Raw genomic sequence first — 24,656 nt, 5'->3', positions numbered from 1 at the left:
CCCTAGGCAAACATTCGCAATAGGCTAGCGAGCTTGCGCAAGGTGACATCCGGGCTACGCCTGAGGTTGCGGAACAACATGCGCAGGTTGGGCAGACTCATTCGCGGCCGCGTAAAACGCTTTGGCATGCGTTGCCCCCACTGGGCCATTGCTTTGGCGCTTACAGCATGGACCCCACAAGGTTGAGTCACGGTAAAAACATCCCCATCACAGTAATGCTCATGCTTGTCGCCCCAGGGGTCCTGCCAATAATCGAAGATCTGACTGCCAAGGATATGGCGACCGATGCCCCAGGAGTGGTTCCAGCCCCGCTCCTGTAGCACCCGCTGCCCCATGCCGACCGCATCGGCATCGACAACTTCAAAGGCGCTGTGGCTGTAGGCGGCCATAAACCCCTGGGCTATTGCCAGCGTGTGATGGTCGGCCGGTGTTTCGCCCAGGTCTAGACGCAGAAAGCTGACAACGGGCGAGCCGTCGGATAAGACTTGCACATCGCTTGGGATGAGTCCGAAATGCTCGGTGTACCAGGCACAGGTTGCTTGATAATCGGCCACCTCAATGACAATGTGACCCAGCCTGAGCACTTGTGGCGGCTCAATCGGTGGCCGTTGAGTCGCGTTGATACGAGCGTGTTCCAGCGCCAGATTTAGCGGTAACGCGGCCCTGTGCGGGAGGGTCTGGGCATAGGTCTGGCCGTGGACCGCTTCAACGACGAAGCCGGAAGGATCCGTCAGTCTGACGCATCTCCCCCCGCCGGGATGCGAGAGATTTTCGACTGACGAGGCGCCAGGAACCAGCGCAAGGCGGTTCAGGTCTTCGAGGGTTTGGACGCTCAGTCCGATGCCGATGAAGCGCTCCTGTTTGGCTCGATGAACGCGATAGCAATAAGCCGTAGGTTCAGTCCCGCGCAGATAAAGCGTGCCTTCGGTTTGCTCAAGGACAGTCAAACCGAAGTCCGTCAGAAAGCGCGCGGTCTTGTCCAACGCCGGTCTTTCAAAGATCAAATGCGTCAGGCATTGCGCCTTCACCGTGGGGTGTGGATGGCGGGCGGGCTGCGGTGTTGCCAACAAGGGCACGACGTCTGTGCGGGTCATTATTTTTATTCTCCACAATCTTTTCTTGGGCAAAGCTTTGCCGTCACCCCCTTGCCTGAAGGGCTGTCATTCATTGGGAAAAGCGCTAGTCGAGCGTGGGCAGCGCCGGTAACTCCTGAGTTGCCAACATTCGCGCCTCCTCGGGAGGCAGACCTAAGGCCCGAAGCACCAGCTCTGCGTTATCGGCACCGGCGTCACGCCACGTCCGGTGTCCTTCCAACACCAGGAAAATCGAGCCTAGGACACTGCTGGAAATCAGCGTCACGACCCCCACCAATTGCTCCTGCCGGAAGGTGTAGCGACCACCGGCCATACCCCTGAGAAGGTCTGTCATCGCCTGGCTTGCAAACATCTCACGCAAGGAAGCATGGCTGCTGGCGAAGCGGTGCAGGAAAGCTCCCCACTGAGGCTCCTCGTGGGCTCGTCGAATAAAAAAACGAATACCAAAGGCAAGCGCCTGCGCCGGATCGTCAAGGCTGTGAACGCATTTGCGTATACGCTCATGCATCTCTCGGCCAAGGTGGCTGGCGACCGCTTCGAACAGGCTCTCGATGTTTTTGATATTGCTGTACACCGTTCCGCGGGCCACGCCCGCTTCTTGTGCGAGATCAAGAATGTTGATCTGCGTGGTGCCTCTTTCAGCAAACAAGCGAAAGGCTGCTTGATGAATGCGACGTTGGGTCGGATTCAGGGTTTCCATATTCAATCTCCAGTACACCGATGGGTCAATTGAACACTCGTGTTCATTTTTCGTCAACCCCTCTTCGTCCAGTTGCAGCTGTGGATATTCGAGACTGCCGTGAAATCTCCACGCATCTCTATATTTCTCGTAGATAAACGCGTTACAGCGTGAATCCCAGATTGACTAAATTGAACACTCATGTTCAATTTAAAGGTGCTCTGCCCTAAAATTTACAAAGTTCAAGACATGGGGTGGCTGACTACTTATCGACGAAGGTGCTACTCATGATTCGCTCAAAGCTGTTCGAGCCGCTTCGGCTACCCAACGGTGCTGTGATACCCAATCGGATTGCTAAGGCGGCAATGGAAGAGAACCTAGCGGATAGTGACCACGCGCCAGGGGAGGCGTTGATGACGCTATATCGGCGCTGGGCGCAAGGCGGCGCGGGATTGATCATCACTGGTAACGTAATGGTCGACCGGTACGCATTGACGGGTCCTGCAGGTGTGGTGCTGGAAAATGACCGTTATCTGAGTCGGTTCAAGGATTGGGCCGAGACCTGTCGCAGCCGTGGTGCGCAAGCCTGGATGCAAATCAATCATCCCGGCCGCCAATTGCTCGCAGCGATGGGACAACCCGCGCGAGGCCCTTCTGCCGTGGCACTGAACATCCCGGGACTGTCCAAGGCCTTTGCCCAGCCGGAGGCATTGAGCGAGTTGCAAATAGAAATATTGATAGAGCGCTATGCCAATAGCGCGGTGTTAGCCGAAAAAGCCGGCTTCACTGGTGTCCAGGTTCACGCCGCCCACGGTTATCTTTTTAGCCAGTTCCTATCGCCGCTTACTAATCGACGCCTCGACCAGTGGGGCGGCAGCCTGGAAAATCGGGCGCGTATGCTGCTTCTAACCCTTGAGCAAATACGCAGCCGGGTCAAACCGGCATTCTGCATAGCCGTCAAACTCAACTCAGCCGACTTTCAGAGAGGCGGCTTCGGTGCAACCGATGCTGCCAAGGTTGTGCGGATGCTGAACGAGATGGCGGTAGACTTGGTTGAATTATCGGGTGGCAGTTACGAAAGTCCGGCCATGCAAGGCCAGACACGCGACGGCAGCACCCTCGCCCGTGAGGCCTACTTTCTGGAATTCGCCGAGCGCATAGGTGACGTTGCTTGCATGCCGTTGATGGTGACTGGTGGTGTGCGTAGAAAAGCCGTCGCTGAGCGAGTGGTGAGCGGGTCGGTTTCGATGGTAGGAATGGCCACGGCGTTGGCTGTCGAGCCTGAGCTACCGGGCCAGTGGGCGGCGGGGCGAGAATTGGATGTCTCTCCGATTGTTGTACCCTGGAAACACAAGGCATTGGCATCCATGGCAACGGCCGCTTTGGTCAAAAAACAGTTGGGGCTGTTGAGCCAAGGCAGGTCAACCGATCCCAAGGCATCCCCACTCGTGACGCTGCTCTCCAGCCAGTTAAAGGCTCGCCGGCAGACCCGAGTTTATCGGGAGTGGGTTGACCGAGCCTGACCAAGGTCTCGCTATGTCATGGCGGGGCAGGCAACGCTGCCTCGGCAATCTCCTTGGCCTTAGTGGAAGCGGCGCCCAGCGCCTTTAGAATCATCTCGGCAACACGGGCATCATGGCCGACTACGGCCCTGCCCTCCACCACCGCGCGCATTGCTCCGATTGTGCACGACAATACCAGGTCAAAGGCCGTGCTTTCTTCTTCATAAGCAAGCACGCCCTCGGCCAGCCCGGCCCTTAAATCTGTTTGCACATGAATCGCCAGCCTAGAGCGCATAGCACGGTCGAAATGGAAGACTCTCAACAATGCGCTGGCCCATTGAGGGTCATTGGACGCCCGGATAATGAACATCCGGACACCAATTGCCAATCGCTCGGCGCCACTAGGAACGTGTTGACTCAGGCTTGAGACGGCGTCTGAAAATTCAGTCGCCATCGCGATACCTACTGCTTCAACCATCTCGTCGCGGGTTCGGAAGTAGTTATAAATCGTGCCGTTAGAGACGTCTGCTTCTTCGGCAACTTCAAGCAATGCGATCTCGCCCAACTCTTTCCGAGAAAACAGCCGCAGTGCTGCATCCACCAACCCACGACGCGTACGCTCACGCTTTTTATGGCCGCGGGAAAGAGGCGGTTCGGCCGTAGGTGGAGTGGGCTGGGTGGAAGGCGCCATATCTAAGCTCTTATTCCGATGGACATGTGCATGTTAGTGGAAAGATCCTGGATGTTGGAGTCGCGAACAACCCCGAGCACATCGAGGCACTCTTCGACCATCTTTGCAGCCTGATCCCCAGGGCTGTGGTGCATGATGATCCGGTCAGGGCGCACGGCCACCAATGTCCCGGTCTTCGCCAGCGGCAGGAAGGCATTGTTCAGGTCCTCCAAGAACGCTGAGCCCTGTTCTCCTGATTGTCCATGGGAACCAATATGCAGGAAAACGCCTCCCACCGAGGCCCAAAGATCAACATGACGTTGGTCCAGCAAGGTGCGCGGGTCAACGCCAAACCCAACCAATGTGAGTTGATCCCCGAGACTGTCGTCGCTTAATTGGAACTGGCGGTTCGCATCCCGAACCCAGGCCTGTGGAAATAGTCCGCCACGGATCAGCTTGTCACCACGGCGATGGCACTGGAACAGGCCAGTCTTGAAAATGTTTTTTGGTTTGATGTCCAACTCTTCAAAAAAACGCCGGGTCGGCGGCGTCCATGACAGCGATCGCATCAGACCATGAATAAAGAAAGCGGCCAGCTTATTGCGAGGCATCACCAGGCGCGCCATCAGTTTCGCCATGTTGATCATTTGCTGTGCATGGGGACGACGTTCCGCGTCGTAGGAGGCCAGAACAGCGCTGGACGCCTGACCGCGAAGCACCCAGGCCAACTTCCACGCAAGGTTGGCAGCATCGCGCAGACCGGTAACCAGACCTTGCCCAACGAAAGGCGGCGTGATGTGAGCCGCATCGCCAACGAGAAATGCCCGCCCTTTCTGGAAGCTCTTGCAGCAACGCGCATGGAAGCGATAGACAGCCTTGCGCTCGATTTGCACTTCTTCGGTGGATGACCAAGGCGACAGCAGCTTGGCAACGTTCTCGGGTTTCTCCATTTCCTCACGCTTTTCCCCGGGTTGCAGCATGAACTCCCATCGCTCCCGTCCACCTGGGCCAGGCATGTGAGGTGTAGGTCGTTGTGGATTGCATAGAAATTCAACATGATTGATCGCCGTGTCATGCCGATTGCAGGCATCGACAATGAGCCAATCCTCCGCATAGGTGCTTCCCTGAAAATCTTGACCTATCAGCGTCCGAACTTTGGAGCTGGCGCCATCTGCTCCTACGAGATACTTGGCTCGAATGGCGTAGGTTTGACCGTCCTCACCGATCACAGAAGCTGTGACACCCTCCTCGTCTTCAATGAAACCTTCTAGCGCCATCCCTCCCATGCTGCTAACTGAGTCGAAAGTGCCATATCGCGCTCGCATCGCGTGCTCGAGATCTGGCTGGTAGAACGTCACAAGCTTCGGATGCCCGTCGAGGCTGCCACTGGTATTGGCTCGAGAAAACTGACCAAGCACCGGTGAATGCATACGGACTTCAGGAATCAGGACCTTCTCGAAGGCGTCCTCGGCCAGGCCAGCCAACTGCAGAATGCGCAGAGCCTCGTTATCCAAGACGATGGCTCTGGGCATGAGTACGACGTCGTGGGTCTTATCCAGTACCAGCGTCCTGACGCCATATCGCCCCAGTAGCGCGGCAAGTGTTGCACCAACCGGGCCATTACCAACCACTAACACATCAACCAAAAGGGGGGGCTGCTTGGGTGGGTTCTTATTGTTCATCTCGAGCTCTTCTTATTGGGGAGAGGCCGACCGCCCGAAGGACATGTCGTGAAGCAGGAACAGGTTATCCTCAAATGACCAAATCCTCAATATTGAGAAATCAATCATTTCTGGCTAGTAACCCGTTCCGCTCGAAGGAGGGTTCGCCGGCAGCAAGGATCGTTGCAAACTGGTGTCACGAGCCATCGTTGTAGGGGACGCCTGAAATAAAACTTCGGACCTGAAGGCGTCGTTGGCGCCCCTAACCGGCTATTAGCCGCCTGTTCCGAAGAGCAGCTAGGCGATGATTAACCATTGTAATGATGACGCGTCGTGTTGCCCGTGGAGGCCGGCAGGGCTCATCTCGCTACGAGCGAGCACGCACCGACCGAGTCGTCGACTCCTTTTGAGCATTTTGCGGACATGCTCGCCCAGTGGACTGGTTATGCCTAAAAAATCTCCGAAATCTAACTTCCGCCCCGACCATGTTGACCTAAGCACGCGCTAGATTGGGAGTGGCGGACTGCATGTACACATTAGTGAGCTTCACCAGGGAAAGCAGGAAAGCAGGAAAGCAGGAAAGCAGGAAAGCAGGAAAAGCAGCGTCAACGCAAACCCAAATCTCCTGCAATCAAGAGTGAGATTCAATCCAAGTTCTCGACCGTGCCCTTCCACCCGCTGCGAATAACGCAGAGACAAACTCACCTACAGTCGGAAGAGTGATTGAAGCTCCGTCTCAATTGATCACGCCCCACACCCTGGTGAGTCAATGGTTAAAACGTGCAATAGCCAGCAAAGCTCAAAGAGGGCTACCTGATTAGGCGAGCCTGATCAGTTTTTCCACCGCTCAAATCCGTGTAGCGGGTCTGTCGCTGACCGGAAAACGCTGATACGGGGCTGCTTGCCCGCCCAAGAAAAGCGGAAGCGCCAGCTCTTGGTGCCGTTCGTATTCACGAAAAGCGCAAGGCCATCAAAGTCAGGGAGGGTATAGTTTTTGGCGTGAGGTTTAGCGTGCCGGACCGCCGTATTGGTAAGGACCATCGTACTAACTCCACTCACAGGATGAAGGAGTGTTGTAAAGTATTCAGAGTGCCCTGCAGCTCTAAAAACTGACTTACCAAGCGTCGAATTGATGTACTAAAAAATGTACTAAAAAATCGTGGATATTGATGTATCAGGATGGATTTTACTGGAACAAAAAAAGAGACCGAAGTCTCTTTCTTTGGTTTCTACATACTTCAATGGAAGTCTATAGAAAAATAATTGGAGCGGGAAACGAGACTCGCATCTGGTGTCCGACTCGTTGAAATATAAGAGGTTTCTTTTCTTGCCGGGGCAGGCAAAGACTTGATTCTGGACTTGTTCCCGGTAGGTATCAAGAGCTAAAAAGTGCTTCCTGTACGAGGTAATCAAGAGCCATTGGTATCCAGCTGAGTATCTCCGCTCAAATGGTCTCCCTTCTTAACTCAACATCGCTCCCCCATCAGCGAAACCGCCCTTTTCACCGATATGACTTGGGCATGACGATAGGAATAATCATGGGCACCGGTGCAGCAGGTGGCGTTATCAGGCCTTCGCTTTTCGCGACCGGCACACCCTTCGCTTTAATCGCATCGAACAACCGCTCCGTAGCCTCCGCATCTACGTATCCGCCATCGTCTATAGAGGCGCTGAGCGCGATCTGTCGTCTCTCTTCGGTCAACTGAAGCTGCTTGGTCCGTATAAAAGTGTAGAGAGACATTTTCTTAAGATTCGTTACGTCTATCTGAACGAGTTCAACATATTTCAACGTTTTAGCATCCCACCCCTGTACGTAAAGCCTATTGGCTGTCAGCGCATAGGTGCAAAAATAGTAGGTGCCAGTATTCGAATCGGGAGTAGAAACGATCAGAGAGCAGCGACCGTGCTGGAGAACAAGATCAGCCACCCCTAAATCCTTGGAGAGCTGCGCCGCAAACTGCTCTCGTTCGTAATAGATAGTGGACCTATCGTATGGAGTCGTATTGCAACCTGATAAAATCAATGCTGAGCCCAGCGACAACCCTAAGAAAAAAAAGCGCATACGACACCTAAATTTCATGATTAACAAAAGAAAAATTCGGACAGCACACATCGTTAGCTTGACAAAGCTCGCGGACTCCAAGCTCCTATTAAAATACGTTATTGTAGTCATACATATATTCTTCATACTCCTCCAGACTCCAAATGTGGCCGTCCAAACGATCGATCATAAGCATCCCGCCTGCTTTCTTCTCTGAGATAGATACGAACGTCAAGCTAAAAGACCAAAACAGGGGCGGAGACCGCGTCTGATCCAGACGCCCCACAATCGCATTTTGCTCCACCGCAGATTTTTTTGCGATTTCAAATGCCGTTTCAAACGAAAGATTGCTATCCCTATACTCAACAGGGACGCTAAAACAGGGTACATTTTGCCGACGCAGATCAGAAACTATAGCAACAAGCTTAACCCTATCAATATTTACAGAGAGATAGCCACTGCGCACCGTGCCTTCCTTTAAAAGGAGGCTCTTATCAAATAGGCTCAGCATCTCAATTTGAGACACATCTACCTCAGCACATAGATACAAGTCACATTTTCTATGCATACTATATTTCCACCTCCAGACGGAAAACACGCTTTGTTAACAAATACAACCCTTTCATTTTGCAACAATTAATCAACCGATCACTCGGCCAGACCGGATCCTCCACTTAGCCAACGAAACATACCAAAGAACAATATCTTACCTCACCAACGGACGCATTAGACTTAAAGCTCTAATAGTACCAGAGGGACTGGAAGATCAACTCTATCACCTTCGGCGTAAGCCCAAGACATTGAACAAAGTCTTTTCGACACGTTTCGATCAAACGGCATTAGCGCCAATAAAAACTGCTCCAACTCGACGCTACACTTAATGCCCTTTATGCCAACAGCCTCATGCAACTCCCCTCCCAGCCTTATCTCAATATTATCAACCAAAAAAACGTAGTTGATCTCATGCGTATTGGCGCAATAAGAAATGGATAGGAGAACAACGCTATTACTTATAAACCGAGCAACCACCACAAACCTCCTTAAACCTCTCATTCTCCACTGTTCTATCGTCCCTCACCCCAAGCCTTAATATCAGCAACCCGAATAAAAACTCAATTCCAAGCCCTTTATAAAGGCATGCCCCTGAGGGATTCCGGCTTGCGCTGCAAGGGCTCCCCGCAGTCCTACCCGTGCGATTGCAGACGTAGCCGGTACTTCAGCTGCACCAGTTGCTTTTGGACCAATCAGCTTATGATTAAATCTCTCGATTATCTTTTTTGACAAATCGCCTCCATTCTTCTCTATGGAAATAAAACACCCTTCGAAGGATCCGTCAGTCAAAATCAAATTATAACCCTCATAACAAGCTGAAACCAATACTGAATATGGGCCAGCCTCACGAGAGTCCCCTTTGACATTTAGAGCTCTCAGGACAAGACTCGCAAACTCCTCAAACCTTTCCTCCGCATACTCATCGAAAAATATAAAATGATTAGTTTCAGAACTTGACTCAGAAATTGAAACCATAACTCTTCATCCCCATCCAATCATTAACAGACAATCGAGAAAACTGGGATTTTTCTATAATTTTCGACCATAGCTTATCTCCTGATAGGCCTTTTATCCTTCGCTCTAGCTAACGCCAAATTATTTGCAGTAGCAAGTTCAAAAAACTTTGCTGTATGTTTTGCACCACCTTACCCAGGCAGAAGATATTTTCTCCTAACCTGCTCCATACAATCGATTATTTCTGCCAGCGGCTCCCCTTTAAGCCCAACCTCTGCCAAATCATCGAGGCCGCATTTTTCATAGGCTCTAGCCAAACCCTCTAACATATCCTCCGCATACGGACTCTCTCTAGACAGCTCTACCCCATACTTCATACCCTCCCTAAATATCGCAGTTTGCAGCACTGCAAATACACCCACATCTGCAGACGTGCAAAGAGAGTCGGTTTCATCTTGAACATATGCAAAGGCTTGCTCTGGCCGAAGACGAATATGAGATATAGCTTGTTCATAAACCCTAGAGACTATCGAATAAATTTCTTCCACAGCCAAATCGGACGCCACTATTACTTCTCCACGATAAATACATTCAATTGAATATTAGGATATCGTTCGCGAAACTAAGTAACAATATTGCTACAACTTGAACAAACCATTTTCTCTGAATAAAATTTATCCGTCCCGAGGTCACCTTCAGATCCTTGACGAGCTGCGCCGAAAAATGCGCACCCTCGTAATAGATAGTGGACGTATCGTATGGAGTGGTGTTGCAATCCGTCAATATCAATACAACACCCAGCGACACCCCAAAAAAAAAAAAAAAGAACGTATAGCGACCTAACATTTATGGGATTCAAAAGACAGAATTTCTTACCAAAACTAAGCTACGACAAACTTACGCACAGTCAAACTTGTATTTGCGAATCAACTCCGCCACTTCAACAACTTTAGCTTGATTCTTGCTAGCGAGTGCAAGCAACGAATCTTTTATCGCTTCTCTAACTACTGCAACGCTATAATTTTTATGGCTAGGTTCTATCCCACTAAATTCATAATCAGCTGAAAAGCTATAGTATTCTCCGCCCCCTTCATCCTTAACATACTCAAACTCCCACCCAGGATCCCCCACGAGTCCTTCGGACAAAGTAGAGAGCCGTTTCAAAAGTTCGTCCAAGCCAAAATCAGAGTAGTGTCCTATAGCGAACCAAAGCACCCAAAATAGCAAATCCCTATCGTCTCCAGGCAGTCGCCCCCACTTCATTTCAATACCCCCACTGGAAACGCGGTCGGGACATACATATCTTCATCTTTTATTTCCACCAAAACCTGACTGATACATCATCAGTAGCTGGACTATATTGAACCCCTTTAATACCCGTTGTGCCACCCTCAATTTTGTACGCCTGCGCGTACCAGATGTTCCAGTTTTCAGCGGTACATATGTGGGATCGGCACGTCTATCTTGAACGACTGCTGAATATCATCAATGGATCCCCCCAAACATTCGACCATACTACAAGGGATTCCGGCTTGCGCTGCAAAGGCTCCCCGCAGTCCTACCCGTGCGATTGCAGACGTAGCCGGTACTTCAGCTGCACTAGTTGCTTTTGGACCAATCAACTTACAGATTAAATTTCTTGATTAATTTTTTTGACAAATCACCTCCATTCTTCTCTATGGAAATAAAACACCCTTCGAAGGATCCGCTGGTCAAAATCAAATTATTACCCTCATAACAAGCTGAAACCAATACTGAATATGGGCCAGACTCACGAGAGCCCTCTTTGACATTTAGAGTTCTCAAGACAAGACTCACAAATTCCTCAAACCTTTCCTCCTCATACTCATCGAAAAATATAAAATTATTAGTTTCAGAACTTGACTCAGAAATTCGAACCATAACTCTACATCCCCATCCCATCATTAACAGACGATCGAGAAGACTGGGATTTTTCTATAATCTTCGACCATAGCTTATCTCCTGATAGGCCTTGACTCGAATATTTATTCACAATCTCGCTCCAAGTTCTATTTGGGTCAGTCTTGCTCAAGGAGTCAGCCAATGTCCTATTAGACATTAATTCTCTTGCCATTGATCTCAAATCATTTCTCATACTAAAAGCCTGCTTCGCCTGCTCTTCTAAGGAGGCGCTACTGTTAATGCGAGCTGGAATTTCTGCTTCCTTAGATAGATACCAAGCTCTAGCCTCTCTATCAGTTAGGTTTTTTGGCTGTGCTAGATCGTCCCACCATTTAGCATAGGACACAGAGTCGTCGTCTATCGCTTTTGCACCACCTTTTTTTTCCAGAGCCTTTCCGGCCGCTTCTTCAAAAATCTCATCAAGCTTCTTACCCACAGCCTCAGCTGCCGCTCCTGTCAGCTTCCCTCCGACCTTGCCACCCGTACCCGCCAGCGAAACAGCGCTAATTGTTCGAATGAGCAGAAGCGCCTGCTGTGCAGTCGATACGTCCTGCCCATAGATCGCGTTAAGTTTGGCCTTCAGTTCCGGTTCTAACGCAACGGCTGCACCTTCTCCAATTGCGTTACCGCCTTCGCGAAAACTGTCGACTACGCTTTGGGGGAGGCCTTTCACGCCCTCCCAAAGACCACCCATTACAGCCGCAGGATGTTCTCTAACAGCATCATAGAGGTTGATGGCACCGTCCTTGATCGCGATACCCGAGTCCTTGAGCTCCTTTGTAAGGCCCGCGCTCAGCTCTCGACTGATGCCGCTCTGTACAAATTTCTTGTAAAACGCCGGGTCCGCCGTATCGGCGAACATTTCCGGACGGAAGAGTTGTTGCCCCGACGCGGTAAACAGCGCTTGTTTTTCTCCCAAATCGTTTACGAATGTCTTGCCAGCGCCGGACAGGAACGCCAATGCGTCACCGTCATCGCCATCGCTCAAAACCGATCGCCAAAGATAATCGGTGTTCTTCAGTGCCTGTTGGCTAAGGCGTTCCATCGCCAACTGCTCAGTTATGCCTTGATCTTGTGCGAACGCTTTGGCGTTTTCTTCGAGCCATTTCTGCTCGTCGTAATGCAACTGTCGGTTGTAAGCAGTCGCGTACTGCGCAATCTCGGCGCCCTTCGATAAATCGCCACCCACCGCGGCGGCTGCGACAAGACCTGTCAGCTGCGAAGCCATCGACTCCAGTTGTTTATTTCCGCCTACCATGGTGCTGAGCACATTGATGAGAGCTTCGTTCGCGCCTGCGGCCATGGCTCCCGTTTTGAAATCGCTGCCCGTGGCTTCAGCCAGAAGTCCCCCCATCAACGCATGGGCCAAAACCTTCTGAATGCTTCCATCCTCGTATTTCCCTAACGAATAGTCGCCAACCATCTTGAAGCCAACAGCCATCCCCACATTGCTCGCCTGACTCGCTAAAGCATTGCCCAGGTTATCGGTGTAGCTTCCCCCGTTAATGACTGTATTAACGAACGCATCAGAAGCTGATTTCAGCAGCACGGCTTGAAGACTGGGCAGGTTAAAACCAAGCGCTGCCGGGTTATACCCTGGAGATACCCCGATCATAGCGGCGGACGTCAGATAGCCTTTCATCGCTTCCGAAGAGGTTATGTCCTTGAACGTCGCCCCTAAATTGCCTTGGTTATTGATAACACTCACCGCTGCGTTGCTGGCCATGGAGGTCAGCACGGCGGAAGCCATCATATTTCCCAGGCCCGCCCCCACTGTCGAACCAACTGCTGCTCCTCCAGCTACAGCTGAGGCGGATGCCACACCTCCTGCCGCCATGACGGTACCTGAACCCGCCGTAGCGCTGGCCGCACTCCCCACAGCTGCACTGGCGGCTCCGGCTGTTAGAACGGTCACGATAATGACGATCGCCAGCATGGCGCCCTGCCCCAGGCTTGAGCTGCCGTACTTGAACGATTCATGAGTCTCCTTGACCAGCCGCCAATCCACATCGCCACGCTGTTCGGCCTCCTTGAGCCAAGCCAGTTTAGGATCGGCCTTGACCATGGCGTCGATGGTCTGGCTGACGGTGTTCCGGTCAATGTCTTTGATATCGATGTTCAAGCCATCGACGGCTTTGATGACCAAACCGCCATTTGCAATCAACTGACTTTGACGCAGCGTCTCGTCGGTGTGCCCTTTGCCTTTCATGGAGTTCCAATCGAGGCCAGTGCTGCTCTTTTCATGACTCTCTTGATCCAGATCCTTTACACCTTCAAAGGTCACCGAACCGTCACTTTTCAACAGCAAGTCATTTCCGCTATACAGCTGAGCTATTTGGTAGCGTTGATCGCCCTTGCTAACCAGGGTGAGATCACCTCCTGTACGGATTTCGCTTCCAACGTGGGTGACTTTAGTAACTTCGTCTCGTTGAGTGCGTGTACCGAAACCAGTTTTATTCTTCCGGCTGTAAAGTGAGTAATCGCGGTCCTGCGCCGCCAGTAATTCCAAATCCCCACCAGCAACCAGATACGCCTCATCACCCGCCGTAATCCGACTCGAAATCAACGCCATGTCCTTACCAGCAGAGATACCTACATCTCCCCCAGCAGTGATTGAGCTTTGCACTTGACTAGCATGATCTTTCTGATCGGTGACTCTTTTAGTCTTGTAGAACGAGTGCTCTTCGTCCGCCGTCGAACTCACTGTGACGTTTTCGATAGCCGCCATGGCGATGTCACGCTTGGCCTCGAGCTGGCTGGCTACGATGGTAAGGTCACGACCGGTGTCGATCGATATGTCGCGACCCGCGATGAGGCGTGACTCAAATTGGGTAATTTGCTCCTTGGTGTCGTTTTTGCCTTTTTCCTCGGTGTTGTGCTCGGTGGCTGAGGTAATGATGACATCCCGACCGGCGCTGATAGACATATCTCGACCGGCTTGCAAGGTATTGCCGATGTTGGCGACATCGCGCCCTGCCTTGATTGTCAGGTCATTCGCAGCCTCGATCCGGCCCGCGCTGTCGAGGAACTCGCGATGCTGATCCCAGCGGCCGGCCTCTGAGTCGTAGGCATGGACGCTGCGCTCATTGATGACGTCGCCCTTCAATGCGGTGAGGCTGACATCGCGCCCCGAAACAATCCCTCCCGCCTTGTTTACCAGATCGTTACCAGCCAAAAGGTCGAGGCGATTGCCCGCCTCGATCAAACCACTGTTGATCAGATCAGTGCCGGCAATAGCGGCCAGATTTTCGGTCGCACGCAAGGTGCCTGAGTTGGTCAGGTCCTTGCCGGCGATCAGCGAAACATCCTTGCCTTGGATCAGGGCGCCGTTAGCGGCCAGGCGCTGATTCGCGTTCGCCAGATAGAGCACCGGCACCAACACCAGCTCGCCGTTGACCTCATGCTCTTCAAGCCAGACGATGTCGTGGGTCAGGGCCGCGACTTGCTCGGCCGTCAGCGTGACGCCCAGGCTCAGGTTCAAAGCGTCCTTACTGGTTATGGCGTTGTTCATCAGGTATTTGAACAAGCCTTCGTCTGTCGTCTGACCGTCGATGTAACGCTGACCGGTGCGAGCCAGGACGGCCTGCTGGATCAGTCGTTGCTCATACAACCCGTCCCCCAGGCGTTTGGCGCTGTCATCCGGGTTGTAGCCAAGGTTCGCCAGCAAATAATCCGAGCTCATGAACTGCTTGAGTTCGGTCAGCACCGGGTTGGTTTCGATAAGGTATTTTTGTGGCTTGGATTGGTTGGCGTTGCTCGGCACACCTTGGACGCGGGTAATCGTCTGGCTACCCGGCGTGGTCATTTGTGCGAGAACGGTCGATGGGACCGTGGTTGACAGCAGAGAGGCAGGGAGTACGCCGACTACAGCAGGTTGGCCCGCAAGGTTCGATCCGCCCACGCCACCAACAACTGTGATACCGGATGAGTTCGGTATGTGTCCCGGTGCGAGGGTGCCATTGGCCCCTGCGTCGCCGGGTGCACTGACGCTGATGGTCGATGCGTTACCGTTGATGCTCGTACTTTGACGGACGTCGGCTATCGCTTGACGGTTGGCTGCCGCAACCTGAGTACCGGTACCCAGTTGGATATCACGGGCCTGAACGTCCGGCACGCTCTGGTTGCGTTGAGCTTGTGCAACACTGGCGCCGGTAAAGGTCCAGTTTGGCGCAGCGACATTCGCTTGGGTAGCCAGCGTACTGCTAACACCCTGCCCGCTCAGGCGGAACATCCCATTTTGGCCGGTGGGTAGACTGAAGCCTGGTAAGGCCAAGGGGTTGACCTGGGATTGACGCAATTCGGGGGGCAGCAGGCTGGCTGGTATGAACACCGCTTGGGACGTTGAGGAGACAGTTGTATTGGATGTCTTGTCGCGGCCTTGAGTTACTGCGGTGAATGGTGTGATGAGACTGTTGTTAATGGAAGAAGAAGCGTTGATCGATACCTGTCCTCCAGCCTGGATGACGGCTGGTGAGCTGCTTAGGGTGCCAGTAACTTCGCGGCTGATCAGAGCCGTTGAGTTAAGCCAAGCTGGAGCGTCCGCGAGATTGTTCCTGTCATACAGCGAACCGGAGTGGAAATAGGTATCGTCGTTATTCAGCCCTGAGCGGGCGTACATCAGATAGGGTTGGCTTCCTAGCGAGGCCTCTGTCTCAATCTCATAGTTTTTATCGAACCAGAACACCTCGACATAGCCGCCGGAGGCGCTGTCTGATTGGGGTACCAGATGGGCTACAGGCACCATCTGATAATGTTTAACCTCACGAGGCCTTCCTCCGTAGTTTTCCCCATGCCATTCGTATTCAACGGCGGGAAAGGCAGGGTTGTTTCGCTGGTTGTAGAAAAAGAAATCATCGGTCACGACGCTCGCCATGTTTCCCTGAGCGTCATAAGTACTTTTCACGGAGTACGGCCCGACCTGAGCCGCCTGATTCTGAAAATCATCAGCCGTAATCGAAATATTCCCCGACGCCGAAATCGTGCTGTAAAGATTCGAAACCCTGCTTCCTGCTATCCGTATGTTTCCCCCAGAGGTCAACGATGAACTCGCGCTATCCTCACTAGCGGTCGCTTCAAAGTTCTCCGTCAGCACGTATGTCCCCGATCCCTGGAAGGTTCTCTCCCCGTTTTCATCGCTCCAGCAATCGCGAAGGCAAGCCACACTCAATGCGCCCGATACTTTGCTCGAGGTATATGTAAAACGATCCTTGGTGTTTTCAAACGTCGTGGCCGAAAGCGAAAAATCCCCGGCCGATTCCATGGTCGAAGATCGATTGGAAACCAATCGTGCCCTGCCGCCTGCAGCATCGGCAGCGATATCGATCCCACCCAGGCTGTAGACATCGGCATACCGGTTGTTGAAGTCAGTCACCCGCAATGCCATGTTTCCACCGCTGAAGATCAAGCCATGATCGTTCAGCAATGAAGGCGCATTGACCGTCAGGTTCTGCCCGCTACCCAGCGTCCCATAGTTATTCAAAACACCGACATTGGCCGTCAATGCACCACTGGAAGTGATCCGACCGTAGCTGTTCAACTGGCCAGAGGCACTTACCGAGGTGGTCCCGCCACCTGCAATGCTGCCCAAGCTGGCCAGGTTCAATTGCCCAGCGGTTAAGCCTAGCGTGCCTAAACTACTGACCCGGCCATTGCCAGAATAGGTCCCGCCCAAGTTCAGGCTCAGGCTGCCGTCACTGGCGATCAGCCCGTCGTTGCGCCAGGTACCGCCACTGCCTACAAAGGAAGTCGTCGCCAGCAACTGTCCGGTTGCGGTCTGGGTGAAGTTATTGACGTTGACGTTCAGCGTGCCAGCTTGCAAGACGCTGGTGTTGGTCCAGCTATCAGCATTAAGGGTCAAAGCGCCACGAGTGACGAAACCTCCACCGGCGTTGATGACATTGGTAGTGGCGACGCCGAAGTTGCCGCTCCCTACGTGGAGGATGCTGCCATCTGCATTGAGCAAGTTGCCTACACCGAGGTTCAAATCGGTATTGGCACTTTCCAACGTACCGCTGCGGTTATCGAACAGCCCACCAATCTGGAAGTTGGTTTTGCCGCTGGTACCCAACGCACGCAACTTACCCGTCTGGTTGTCGAGGCTCGCCGCCTTGATCGCCAAGGTGCTGTCGCTTTCGATAATGCCCAGCCGGTTGTTCATCGCGCCGGTCAGGTCCAGGTCGATCTGGCTGCCGGCGATCTGGCCGTCGTTGTCGCCACTGTTATCAAAATCGTTACCGGTGACGTTGACCTTGCCTTTGGCGTACAGGCCGCCGTTGCGGTTGTCGAAGTTTCGGGTGACGACGATGGCGTCGCCGGTTTGTGCGGAGATGCGTCCGCCATAGTTGTCGAGGCCGCCCCGAGCGGTCAGGTTCAGGCGCTGGGCCTGGGTGATGCCGCCCTGGCGGTTGTTGTTCAGGTCGTAGCCGTTTTTCAGCACACCGGTCAGTTGCGTGGTGAGCAAACCTTGCAGGCTGGCGAGCACGCCGCCACGGTTATCGAAATGGCGACCCACCACAGTTAATTCGCCGGCCTTGGCTTGGATTCTACCGCTCTGGTTATCGATGTCCGCATCGACGGTGAGTTTCAGATCCCCTTGGCTTTGCACCACACCCTTGCCGTTGGTAAGGCTGGCCGCGTCGATGTCCACGCCGCCGCTCTGGCTGTAGATCAAGCCATCGGCGTCGTTCTGGACTACGCCGGAGGTATTCAAGACCAACAAATCATTGGCCGCGACGGTGCCGCGATTGCGGTTGTCCAGGCCATTGGTGAGCAAGGTCAACAAGCCCTGGCTGGCGATCTGGCCGCCCTGGTTATTGATCTGCGTGGCGCGCTCCACCCGCAGTGGGCCGACACTGGCGATCTTGCCGCTGGTGTTGGTCAGGGCACCGAGCAAGTCCAGGGTCACAGCAGCGTTACCGATCAGATTGCCATCGCTGTTATCCAGGGAGGTGCCGGTGAAGTTCAAGGCTTTTTGCGCGTTCACGGTACCGTCGGCGTTACCAAGGGTCATGGCGTTCATGACCAGAATGGCGCCGCTGTCGATCAAGCCGCCTTGGGCGTTGTTCAGCAAACCGCCGGTGGCGGTCAGGGTCTGGTCGCTGCCACTGGAAAGAATCCCGCCACGGTTATCCAGGCTGGCGGCGCTGACAGTGAGTTTATTCTGGCCGACCAGCGCACCGGCAGCGCTGTTGAGCAGTGCCCCGCTGAGGGTGACGCCGACGTCTCCATTGCGGCTGGAGAGCGTGCCGTTGTTGCGGTTGTCGAGACTGGAACCGTTGACCAGCAGTCCTTGCCATCCAGAGATCAGGCCGTTCTGATTGAGCAGGCTGTTGCCGTCGAGGCTGAGCAGGTTGCTGCTGATCAGCTTGCCGCCGGTGTTATCGAGGGTGCGTCCAGCCAGGGTGAAGCTCTGGCTGCTGGAGATTTCGCCGCGGCGGTTATTGAGGTCGCGCAACCGGCTGATGGTCAGCGGTCCTTTGGCAGTCATCAAACCGCTGCTGTTGTTCAGGTCACCACCGCCCAGGTCGAGGGAGATGCCGGCATTGCCGAGCAGGCGACCGCCGTTCTGGGTCAATGCACTCAGGTTCAGGCCGATATCGCCTTTGGCCGACACTTCGCCGCCGTCGCTGGAGTCCAGGCTGTTGGCGGTCAGGCTCAACGTACCCTGACTGTTGATCAGGCCGTTGCCGCTGTTGACCAGGGCCGTCGCGTTGAGCGTCAGCTCGGTAACGGCGAGCACTTGGCCGCCCTGGTTTTCGAGATCGGCGGAGCTGATGTCCAGTGCCTGCGCCGCATTGATCAGGCCATCGCCCTTGTTGGTCAACACACCGTCGACCTTGAGCGATAGATCGCCACGGCTGTTCAGGATGCCGCCGCTGTTATCCAGGGCGCCCGCCTTCACATCCAGGCTGGCAGCGGCGATCAGGCCCTTGACGTTGTTCAATGCTTGAGCGATGCGCAGCGTGACGCTCTGGTTGCCCAGCAATTTCCCGTTGCTGTTGTCGAGGCGGTCCGCCGTCAGGGAGAAGGCTTGGGCACTGGAAATTTCACCGTTCCGGTTGGTCACTTCCGTGAGGTTTTTCAGCACCAGAACCGGCGCATTGATCAGGCCATTCTGGTTGTTCAACTGGCCGTTGTGCAGGTCCAGGTCCAGGCGGGTGCTGCTGAACAAACGACCACCCTGTTGATCCAGGCCAGTGACATTGGCAGTCAGGGCGCCGGTGCTGCCGATCCGGCCATTGCCCTGGTTGGTGACCTTGCCTGCGTCGAGATTCAGGGTGCTGGCGCTGGTCAGTTGTCCGTCATGGCTGTTGTTGAACTGACCGGTGGTGACGCTCACGGCGCCCTTGCCGCTGATGCTGCCCTGCCGCTGGTTATCGAGACTGGCGCTGTGCAGGGTGAGGTCGGCGTCGGCGATCAGTTGTCCACCCTGGTTGCTGATCGCCCCGATGCTGTTCACGCTCAACGTGCCGGCGCTGGAAAGGCTGCCCGCCGTGTTGATCAAGCTCCCCACCCGAACGCCGAGTGAACCTTCGCTGCTGAACAGCCCCAGGTTGTTGTCCAGCGAGGCACCGAGGTCGACGTCGATGCTCTTCGCGCTGAGCACGGCGCCGGAGGTGTTATCCAGTCCCGTGCCGATCACGCTAACGCCGGCCTTGCCCGAGAGCAGGCCTTTGTTGCGGTTGATGATTTGATCGACCTTCAGCGCCAACGTGCCTTGGGCGAGAATCTGCCCGCTGTCGCTGTTGTCCAGTTGTTGACCAACCAGGCGCAATGCCCCTTGACTGGACAGTTCGCCACCGCGGTTGTCGATGTTGCCAACCTTGATAGCCAGCGCGCCGGTCGCACCGACCAGGCCATTGGCGCGGTTGTCCAAGCTGTTGGCGGCCAGGCTCAGATCGCCTTGGGCGACCAATTGCCCGCCTTGCTGCTGCAAGCTGCCAAGGGTCGCACTCAGGTCTTTTTTACCGGCGATCTGGCCCTGGCTGTTGTCCGCCGTGGCGGCACTGAGCAGCAGATCGCCGTCGGCGACTACGGTGCCCTGATGGTTGGTGAAGTTGTTGTCGACTTGCAGGTCCAGCTCATCGCGGCTGCTGATCAAGCCGTCAGTGTTGTCCAGGCTGGCACTGCGGGTATTCAACGCGGCTGCGGAAATGATGCCGTTGATGTTGTTCAGTGATTGCGCCAAGCGCAACGTCAGCGCCTGATTGCTGAGCAGCTTGCCACCGCTGTTGTCCAGCGTCCGGGCGTCGAGGGTGAAGGCTTGGGCGCTGGAAATTTCCCCATTCTGGTTGACGACACCGTCGAGATTTTTCAGTAGCAGCGCGCCGGGAGCATTGATCAAGCCATGTTGGTTATTCAACTGGCCGTGGTTCAGGTCGAGGCTCAGCGCCGTGTTGCTGAACAACTCCCCGCCCTGCTGGTCGAGGCCCGTGAGCGAGGCGGTCAAGGCCATGGCGCTGGCGATGCGGCCGGTGTCCTGGTTGGTCACTTGGGCGGCAGTCAGGTCCAGGGTGTTGGCACTGCTCAGGCGACCGCCATGACTGTTGTCGAAGGCGCCGGTGGTGACCCGCGTTGCGCCCTTGCCGAACAGCACGCCGCCGTTTTGGTTATCGAGGGTGGCGCTATTTAGCGTCAGCCCTGCGTCGGTATTGATCGAGCCGCCCTGATTTTTCAGCGCCCCGATGGTGGCAACCTTCAGCGCCGCCGCGCTGGACAGGCTGCCCATGGCGTTGTCCAGGCTGGCGGCGTCGAGGGTCAGGGTTCCTTCGCTGCTGAGCAGGCCGGCACGGTTGTCCAAATCGGCCGTCAGGTTGATCAACAGGTCACGCTGGCCGGCAAGCGTGCCCCCTCCATTGTCCAGACGCGTGCCGGTCAGGTTGAGGGTGCTGCCAAACAGCAGGCCCTTGTTTTGATTGATCAGGCGCGCGACCTTCAGCCCCAACGCGGTGCCCGCCAGCACCTTGCCGCCGTCACTGTTATTCAGTTGATCGCCGGTGAGACCGACATCGACCTGACTGGATATTTCGCCAGCGCGGTTGTCGACGCTGCCAACATTGAGTTCCAGCGCTTTTGTTGCCCCGACCAAACCACCCTGGCTGTTATCCAGCGAGGCACCGGTCAATGTCAGCGTGCCTTTGGCGACCAGTTCACCGCTCTGCTGGGTCAGCGCATCAACATTGGCGACCAGGTCGCCTTGACTGGCAATACGCCCGGCGTTATTGAACACGACGCCGGCTTGCAAGTGCACCAACCCCACGGCGCTCAGCAAGCCGCCCTGGTTATCCAGACGTTGACCGGTGAAACCGATGCCGACCTTGCTGGTGAGCAAGCCTTGTTGGCGGTTGTCCATCCGATCGACGAAGAGTTGCAGGTCCTTGTCGGCGCGAATGACACCGCCACGGTTGTCCGTCGTGGTCGTGCGCAACGTCAGCAGATTCTGCCCCGAGAGACGGCCCCCACGGTTGTCCAGGCTCAGGCCTTGCACGCTCATCAAGCCCTTGGCCAACAGGCCGCCGCCGCCCTGGTTACTCAGCAGCCCGTCGAGGGTGACGTCGAGGTTACCGTCCGTCACCAGACTGCCTGCCTGGCGGTTATCCAGGCTCTCGGCCCTGACGCTCAAGCCTTGTCCAGCCCCCAGCGTACCGGCCTGGTTATCCAGGGCACCGCTGATTGTCAGGTTCAGACGTTGATCGGCGGTGATCTGGCCGCCACCGTTGCCCAGGGTCATGGCGCTGATCATGCTGTTACCGGCGCTGGACAGCTCGCCATTGCGGTTGAGCAATGCCCCGCTCAGTTGCAGGTTCAAGTCAGCGTCGCTGCTGAGGCTGGCGTCAGTGTTGTCCAACTGAGCCGCGCGCAGGTCGACGCCATGCCCGGAGATGACTCCGCGAACGTTAGCCAACGCCTGATCGATGCGTACGCTCAGTCCTTGATCACTGACCAGTTTGCCGCCGGTATTGTCGAGGCTCTGCGCCGCCAGGATGAATGCCTTGGCACTGGATATTTCGCCGCCCTGGTTGCCGACAGTGTTGAGATTTTTCAACAGCAACTGGCCCGGTGCAGTGATCAAACCACCGTTGTTATTCAGTTGCCCTCTGTTCAGGTCAAGGCTGACATCAGTGGCGCTGAACAATTGACCGCCCGCGTGTTGATCGAGGCCAGTGACCGTTGCAGTCAATGCCATGGCGCTGGCGATACGGCCTGCGCGGCTGTTGTCCACCTCGCTCGCCATGAGCTGGAGTGCGCCGGTACTGGTCAGTTGCCCGCCCTGCTGGTTGGCGAGAGCCCCCGTCTTGAGCGCTACACCATTACCAGCGATACGACCCTGCTGGCTGTTGTCGAGACTGCCACTGGTCAGGGTCAATCCAGCGTCGGTGAGCAAGGCTCCCCCCTGATTGGCCAGGGCGCCGCTGCTGGTGACACTCAAACCACCCACGCTGGAAATACTGCCGCCGTTATTGCCCAGGCTCGCCGCCTGCGCAGTGAGTGTGCCGTCACCGCGTAGCGCGCCTTGGTTGTTGTTCAGTTGCTTGGTCACGACCAGGTTGAGGTTGCGCTTGGCATACACGCTGCCGGCATCGCTGTTATCCAACTGCCCGACATTGAGTTGTAGATCGCGCTGCCCGGCAACCAGGCCTTTTCGCTGATTGTCGAAGCTGTCGAGCGACAGGGTAATGTCGCCGTTTGCCAGGATCCGGCCGTTGCCGCTGTTATCCGCCTGACTGCCATTCAAGGTCAGATTCGCGAGACTGGAGACTTCACCGTTGCGGTTATCCAGCGCAGCGGTGGTCAACCGAAGATTGCCGCCTGAATTGAAAAGCCCGGCTTGGTTGAGCATCTGCCCCGCTATCTGTGCAGTAAGTGCCCCCGCACTGAGCACCTTGCCTTGCTGACGGTTATCCAGCGTGCCCGCAGTCAAGGCCAACGTACCCTGACTGACCATCGCCCCCTGCTGGCTGTTATCCAGCGCAGCCGCGCCAATCTGCAAATCCCTCTGGGCCAGTACACGCCCGCCCTGATTGTTCCACTGGCCACTGGCTGTAATGCTCAGGTTCTGTCCGGCACCGATCAAACCGGCGACGTTATCCAAAGACGCTACCCGTACCGTACCAACAGTTGAACTGGACAGCTCACCGCCGCTGTTATTGAGGGACCCGGCATTCACGCTCAGGTTGTCGGCGCTACTAATCAAGCCGCCCTGAGCGTTCGAAACCTGGTTAGCGGTGACAGCCAGTCCGCCTTGGCTCAGCACCCGGCCTTTCTGGCGATTATCCAGGGTCGAGGTGGAAACCTGCACGCCGGCGTGACCATTCAGCGTCCCGCCCTGGTTGGTCAACGTCTGCGCAACATTCGCCGTCAGGTTATGGCTGGCAACAATACTCTTGCCGTTGTTGTTCAGGCTTTGTGCCGTGAGGCTTACGTCACCCGTGGCATTGCGCGTGGTGTCGGCGTTGACCCCGGCTTCGATAATGCCGTTGTTGGTTAGCTGCCCACCGGCATTCAACGTGATGCTATCCCGAGCGGCGAGGGTTTGTTGGTTAGTCAGGTTGCCCTGGGTCTGGGCGCTCAGGGTCGTGCCGGCATAGACCGGCCCCTTCGCGTCAAGACTCGCCGCCTTGACGTTGACCGCCCCGCTGGCCGAGGTATCGACCATGCTCAAATGCCCATTGGCATCGAGCTGGATGTCGCCCCCACTGGCAATCAACTTGCCGTCCAGCTTCACCCCGACGCCGGCCTCGGTGCCGACCAATTTGATCGCCCCGGCGTACATCCCACCCAGCGCCGACGAGTCAATCGCCAGTTCCGGCTTGGCACTGCCATCATCGGCGCGGGCCGTGGCGCTCAAGGTGTCGGCATTGACGTCGTTGCGCCCGGCGACAATCGTCAGGTTCCTGGCCTGGATCTCAGCGTTGATTTTCGCGCTGCGGGTGATGATTTCGAAGTGATCGACATTGCTCGCGTTAAGACCGGCGCCTTCGATGGCGACGCTGCCCTGGTCCACTTGATAACGATCCAGCCGACCGTTTTCTACGATTGGTTTACCGGTGCTCAGGGTCACTTTCGGGCTGTTGATGAAACCGCAGCCGTTGCAGGAGATGCCGTAGGGGTTGGCGACGATGACGTGGGCCGATTGCCCGGCCACTTCGGTGTAGCCGCGCAGCTGGCTCGGGTTGCCGCCGTTGACTTCGTTGAGGATGGTCGTGGCCGCCGCGCCTTGGAGGTTCGGGTTGCCGACGATGATCCCGCCCAGTTGCGTGGTCTGGGTGCGCGAGGTGGCGTTGTTGAGGATTACGCCGTTGCTGCCGACGTTGTAGTCCTTGAACTGGTTGTGGGACAGACCGTTGGCATTGGGCTTGGCGATGTTGACGATGGGCACGCCGTTGCCGGCCCGGTCCAAACCGGTGCCCGGGGCGCTGACCACGATGCCGTCGGCCTGGGCCCACATCGGTTGCCAGAACATGACGTTGGCCAAGAGGAACGCCAGGCCGCGCTTGGGCATGCCGAGAAACCGCTCGCGGTTTTTCAGGGCAGCGGAAGGTTGGCGGGCCAGGAAGGCGTGTTGGCGGTCGTCCATGATC

11 protein-coding genes and 1 pseudogene are annotated in these 24,656 nt (G+C 55.4%); 1 reads left to right on the top strand and 11 read right to left on the bottom strand.

The annotated features are described in order from the left end of the window. Positions 1-2: 2 nt before the first annotated feature. Positions 3-1,094, bottom strand: coding sequence for a VOC family protein (locus tag M1E16_RS10905; protein ID WP_458129882.1), 1,092 nt, complete (start codon positions 1,092-1,094; stop codon positions 3-5). A gap of 85 nt (positions 1,095-1,179) precedes the next feature. Next, positions 1,180-1,794 (bottom strand): TetR/AcrR family transcriptional regulator, encoded by a 615-nt coding sequence (locus tag M1E16_RS10900; protein ID WP_434575553.1) that lies wholly within the window; start codon positions 1,792-1,794, stop codon positions 1,180-1,182. Positions 1,795-2,060: 266 nt separating this feature from the next. Here M1E16_RS10900 and M1E16_RS10895 point away from each other — a divergent pair, with 266 nt between their 5' ends. Next, positions 2,061-3,296 (top strand): NADH:flavin oxidoreductase/NADH oxidase family protein, encoded by a 1,236-nt coding sequence (locus M1E16_RS10895; RefSeq protein ID WP_434575551.1) that lies wholly within the window; start codon positions 2,061-2,063, stop codon positions 3,294-3,296. A 16-nt stretch (positions 3,297-3,312) separates the two neighbouring features. Here M1E16_RS10895 and M1E16_RS10890 read toward each other — a convergent pair whose 3' ends face one another. The 9 genes and pseudogenes from M1E16_RS10890 to M1E16_RS10850 form a co-directional block, all read right to left on the bottom strand. Next, on the bottom strand, positions 3,313-3,966 hold the full coding sequence (locus M1E16_RS10890; protein WP_434577295.1) for a TetR/AcrR family transcriptional regulator: 654 nt from the start codon (positions 3,964-3,966) through the stop codon (positions 3,313-3,315). Positions 3,967-3,968: 2 nt separating this feature from the next. Further along, positions 3,969-5,627: a bifunctional 3-(3-hydroxy-phenyl)propionate/3-hydroxycinnamic acid hydroxylase gene (locus M1E16_RS10885; protein ID WP_458129881.1), complete on the bottom strand. Its 1,659-nt coding sequence runs from the start codon at positions 5,625-5,627 to the stop codon at positions 3,969-3,971. A gap of 861 nt (positions 5,628-6,488) precedes the next feature. Further along, positions 6,489-6,647: pseudogene (locus tag M1E16_RS10880) on the bottom strand (Arm DNA-binding domain-containing protein); the annotation flags it as partial. A 460-nt stretch (positions 6,648-7,107) separates the two neighbouring features. Then, the gene (locus tag M1E16_RS10875; RefSeq protein WP_458129880.1) at positions 7,108-7,668 is read right to left on the bottom strand and encodes a hypothetical protein; all 561 of its coding nucleotides are present in this window, start codon (positions 7,666-7,668) and stop codon (positions 7,108-7,110) included. An 88-nt stretch (positions 7,669-7,756) separates the two neighbouring features. Then, entirely contained in the window at positions 7,757-8,215 is a 459-nt protein-coding gene (locus M1E16_RS10870) for a hypothetical protein (RefSeq protein ID WP_458129879.1), read from the bottom strand. A 524-nt stretch (positions 8,216-8,739) separates the two neighbouring features. Further along, entirely contained in the window at positions 8,740-9,174 is a 435-nt protein-coding gene (locus M1E16_RS10865) for a hypothetical protein (protein WP_458129878.1), read from the bottom strand. A gap of 170 nt (positions 9,175-9,344) precedes the next feature. Beyond that, positions 9,345-9,719, bottom strand: coding sequence for a hypothetical protein (locus M1E16_RS10860; protein WP_458129877.1), 375 nt, complete (start codon positions 9,717-9,719; stop codon positions 9,345-9,347). Between the two features lie 331 nt (positions 9,720-10,050). Further along, positions 10,051-10,329 (bottom strand): hypothetical protein, encoded by a 279-nt coding sequence (locus M1E16_RS10855; protein WP_458129876.1) that lies wholly within the window; start codon positions 10,327-10,329, stop codon positions 10,051-10,053. Between the two features lie 730 nt (positions 10,330-11,059). Next, positions 11,060-24,652: a two-partner secretion domain-containing protein gene (locus tag M1E16_RS10850; protein WP_458129875.1), complete on the bottom strand. Its 13,593-nt coding sequence runs from the start codon at positions 24,650-24,652 to the stop codon at positions 11,060-11,062. Positions 24,653-24,656 lie beyond the last annotated feature (4 nt).

It is taken from the genome of Pseudomonas sp. Z2-11, from assembly GCF_054161305.1.
Note: the sequence above shows the minus strand (reverse complement) of the source record. Positions and strands in the feature narration are given on the sequence as shown.

Coding starts and splice junctions, on each gene's coding strand:
- M1E16_RS10895 (WP_434575551.1), top strand. CDS start 2,061: ATGATTCGCTCAAAGCTGTTCGAGCCGCTTCGGCTACCCAACGGTGCT.
- M1E16_RS10905 (WP_458129882.1), bottom strand. CDS start 1,094: ATGACCCGCACAGACGTCGTGCCCTTGTTGGCAACACCGCAGCCCGCC.
- M1E16_RS10890 (WP_434577295.1), bottom strand. CDS start 3,966: ATGGCGCCTTCCACCCAGCCCACTCCACCTACGGCCGAACCGCCTCTT.
- M1E16_RS10875 (WP_458129880.1), bottom strand. CDS start 7,668: ATGCGCTTTTTTTTCTTAGGGTTGTCGCTGGGCTCAGCATTGATTTTA.
- M1E16_RS10900 (WP_434575553.1), bottom strand. CDS start 1,794: ATGGAAACCCTGAATCCGACCCAACGTCGCATTCATCAAGCAGCCTTT.
- M1E16_RS10870 (WP_458129879.1), bottom strand. CDS start 8,215: ATGCATAGAAAATGTGACTTGTATCTATGTGCTGAGGTAGATGTGTCT.
- M1E16_RS10865 (WP_458129878.1), bottom strand. CDS start 9,174: ATGGTTTCAATTTCTGAGTCAAGTTCTGAAACTAATCATTTTATATTT.
- M1E16_RS10885 (WP_458129881.1), bottom strand. CDS start 5,627: ATGAACAATAAGAACCCACCCAAGCAGCCCCCCCTTTTGGTTGATGTG.
- M1E16_RS10850 (WP_458129875.1), bottom strand. CDS start 24,652: ATGGACGACCGCCAACACGCCTTCCTGGCCCGCCAACCTTCCGCTGCC.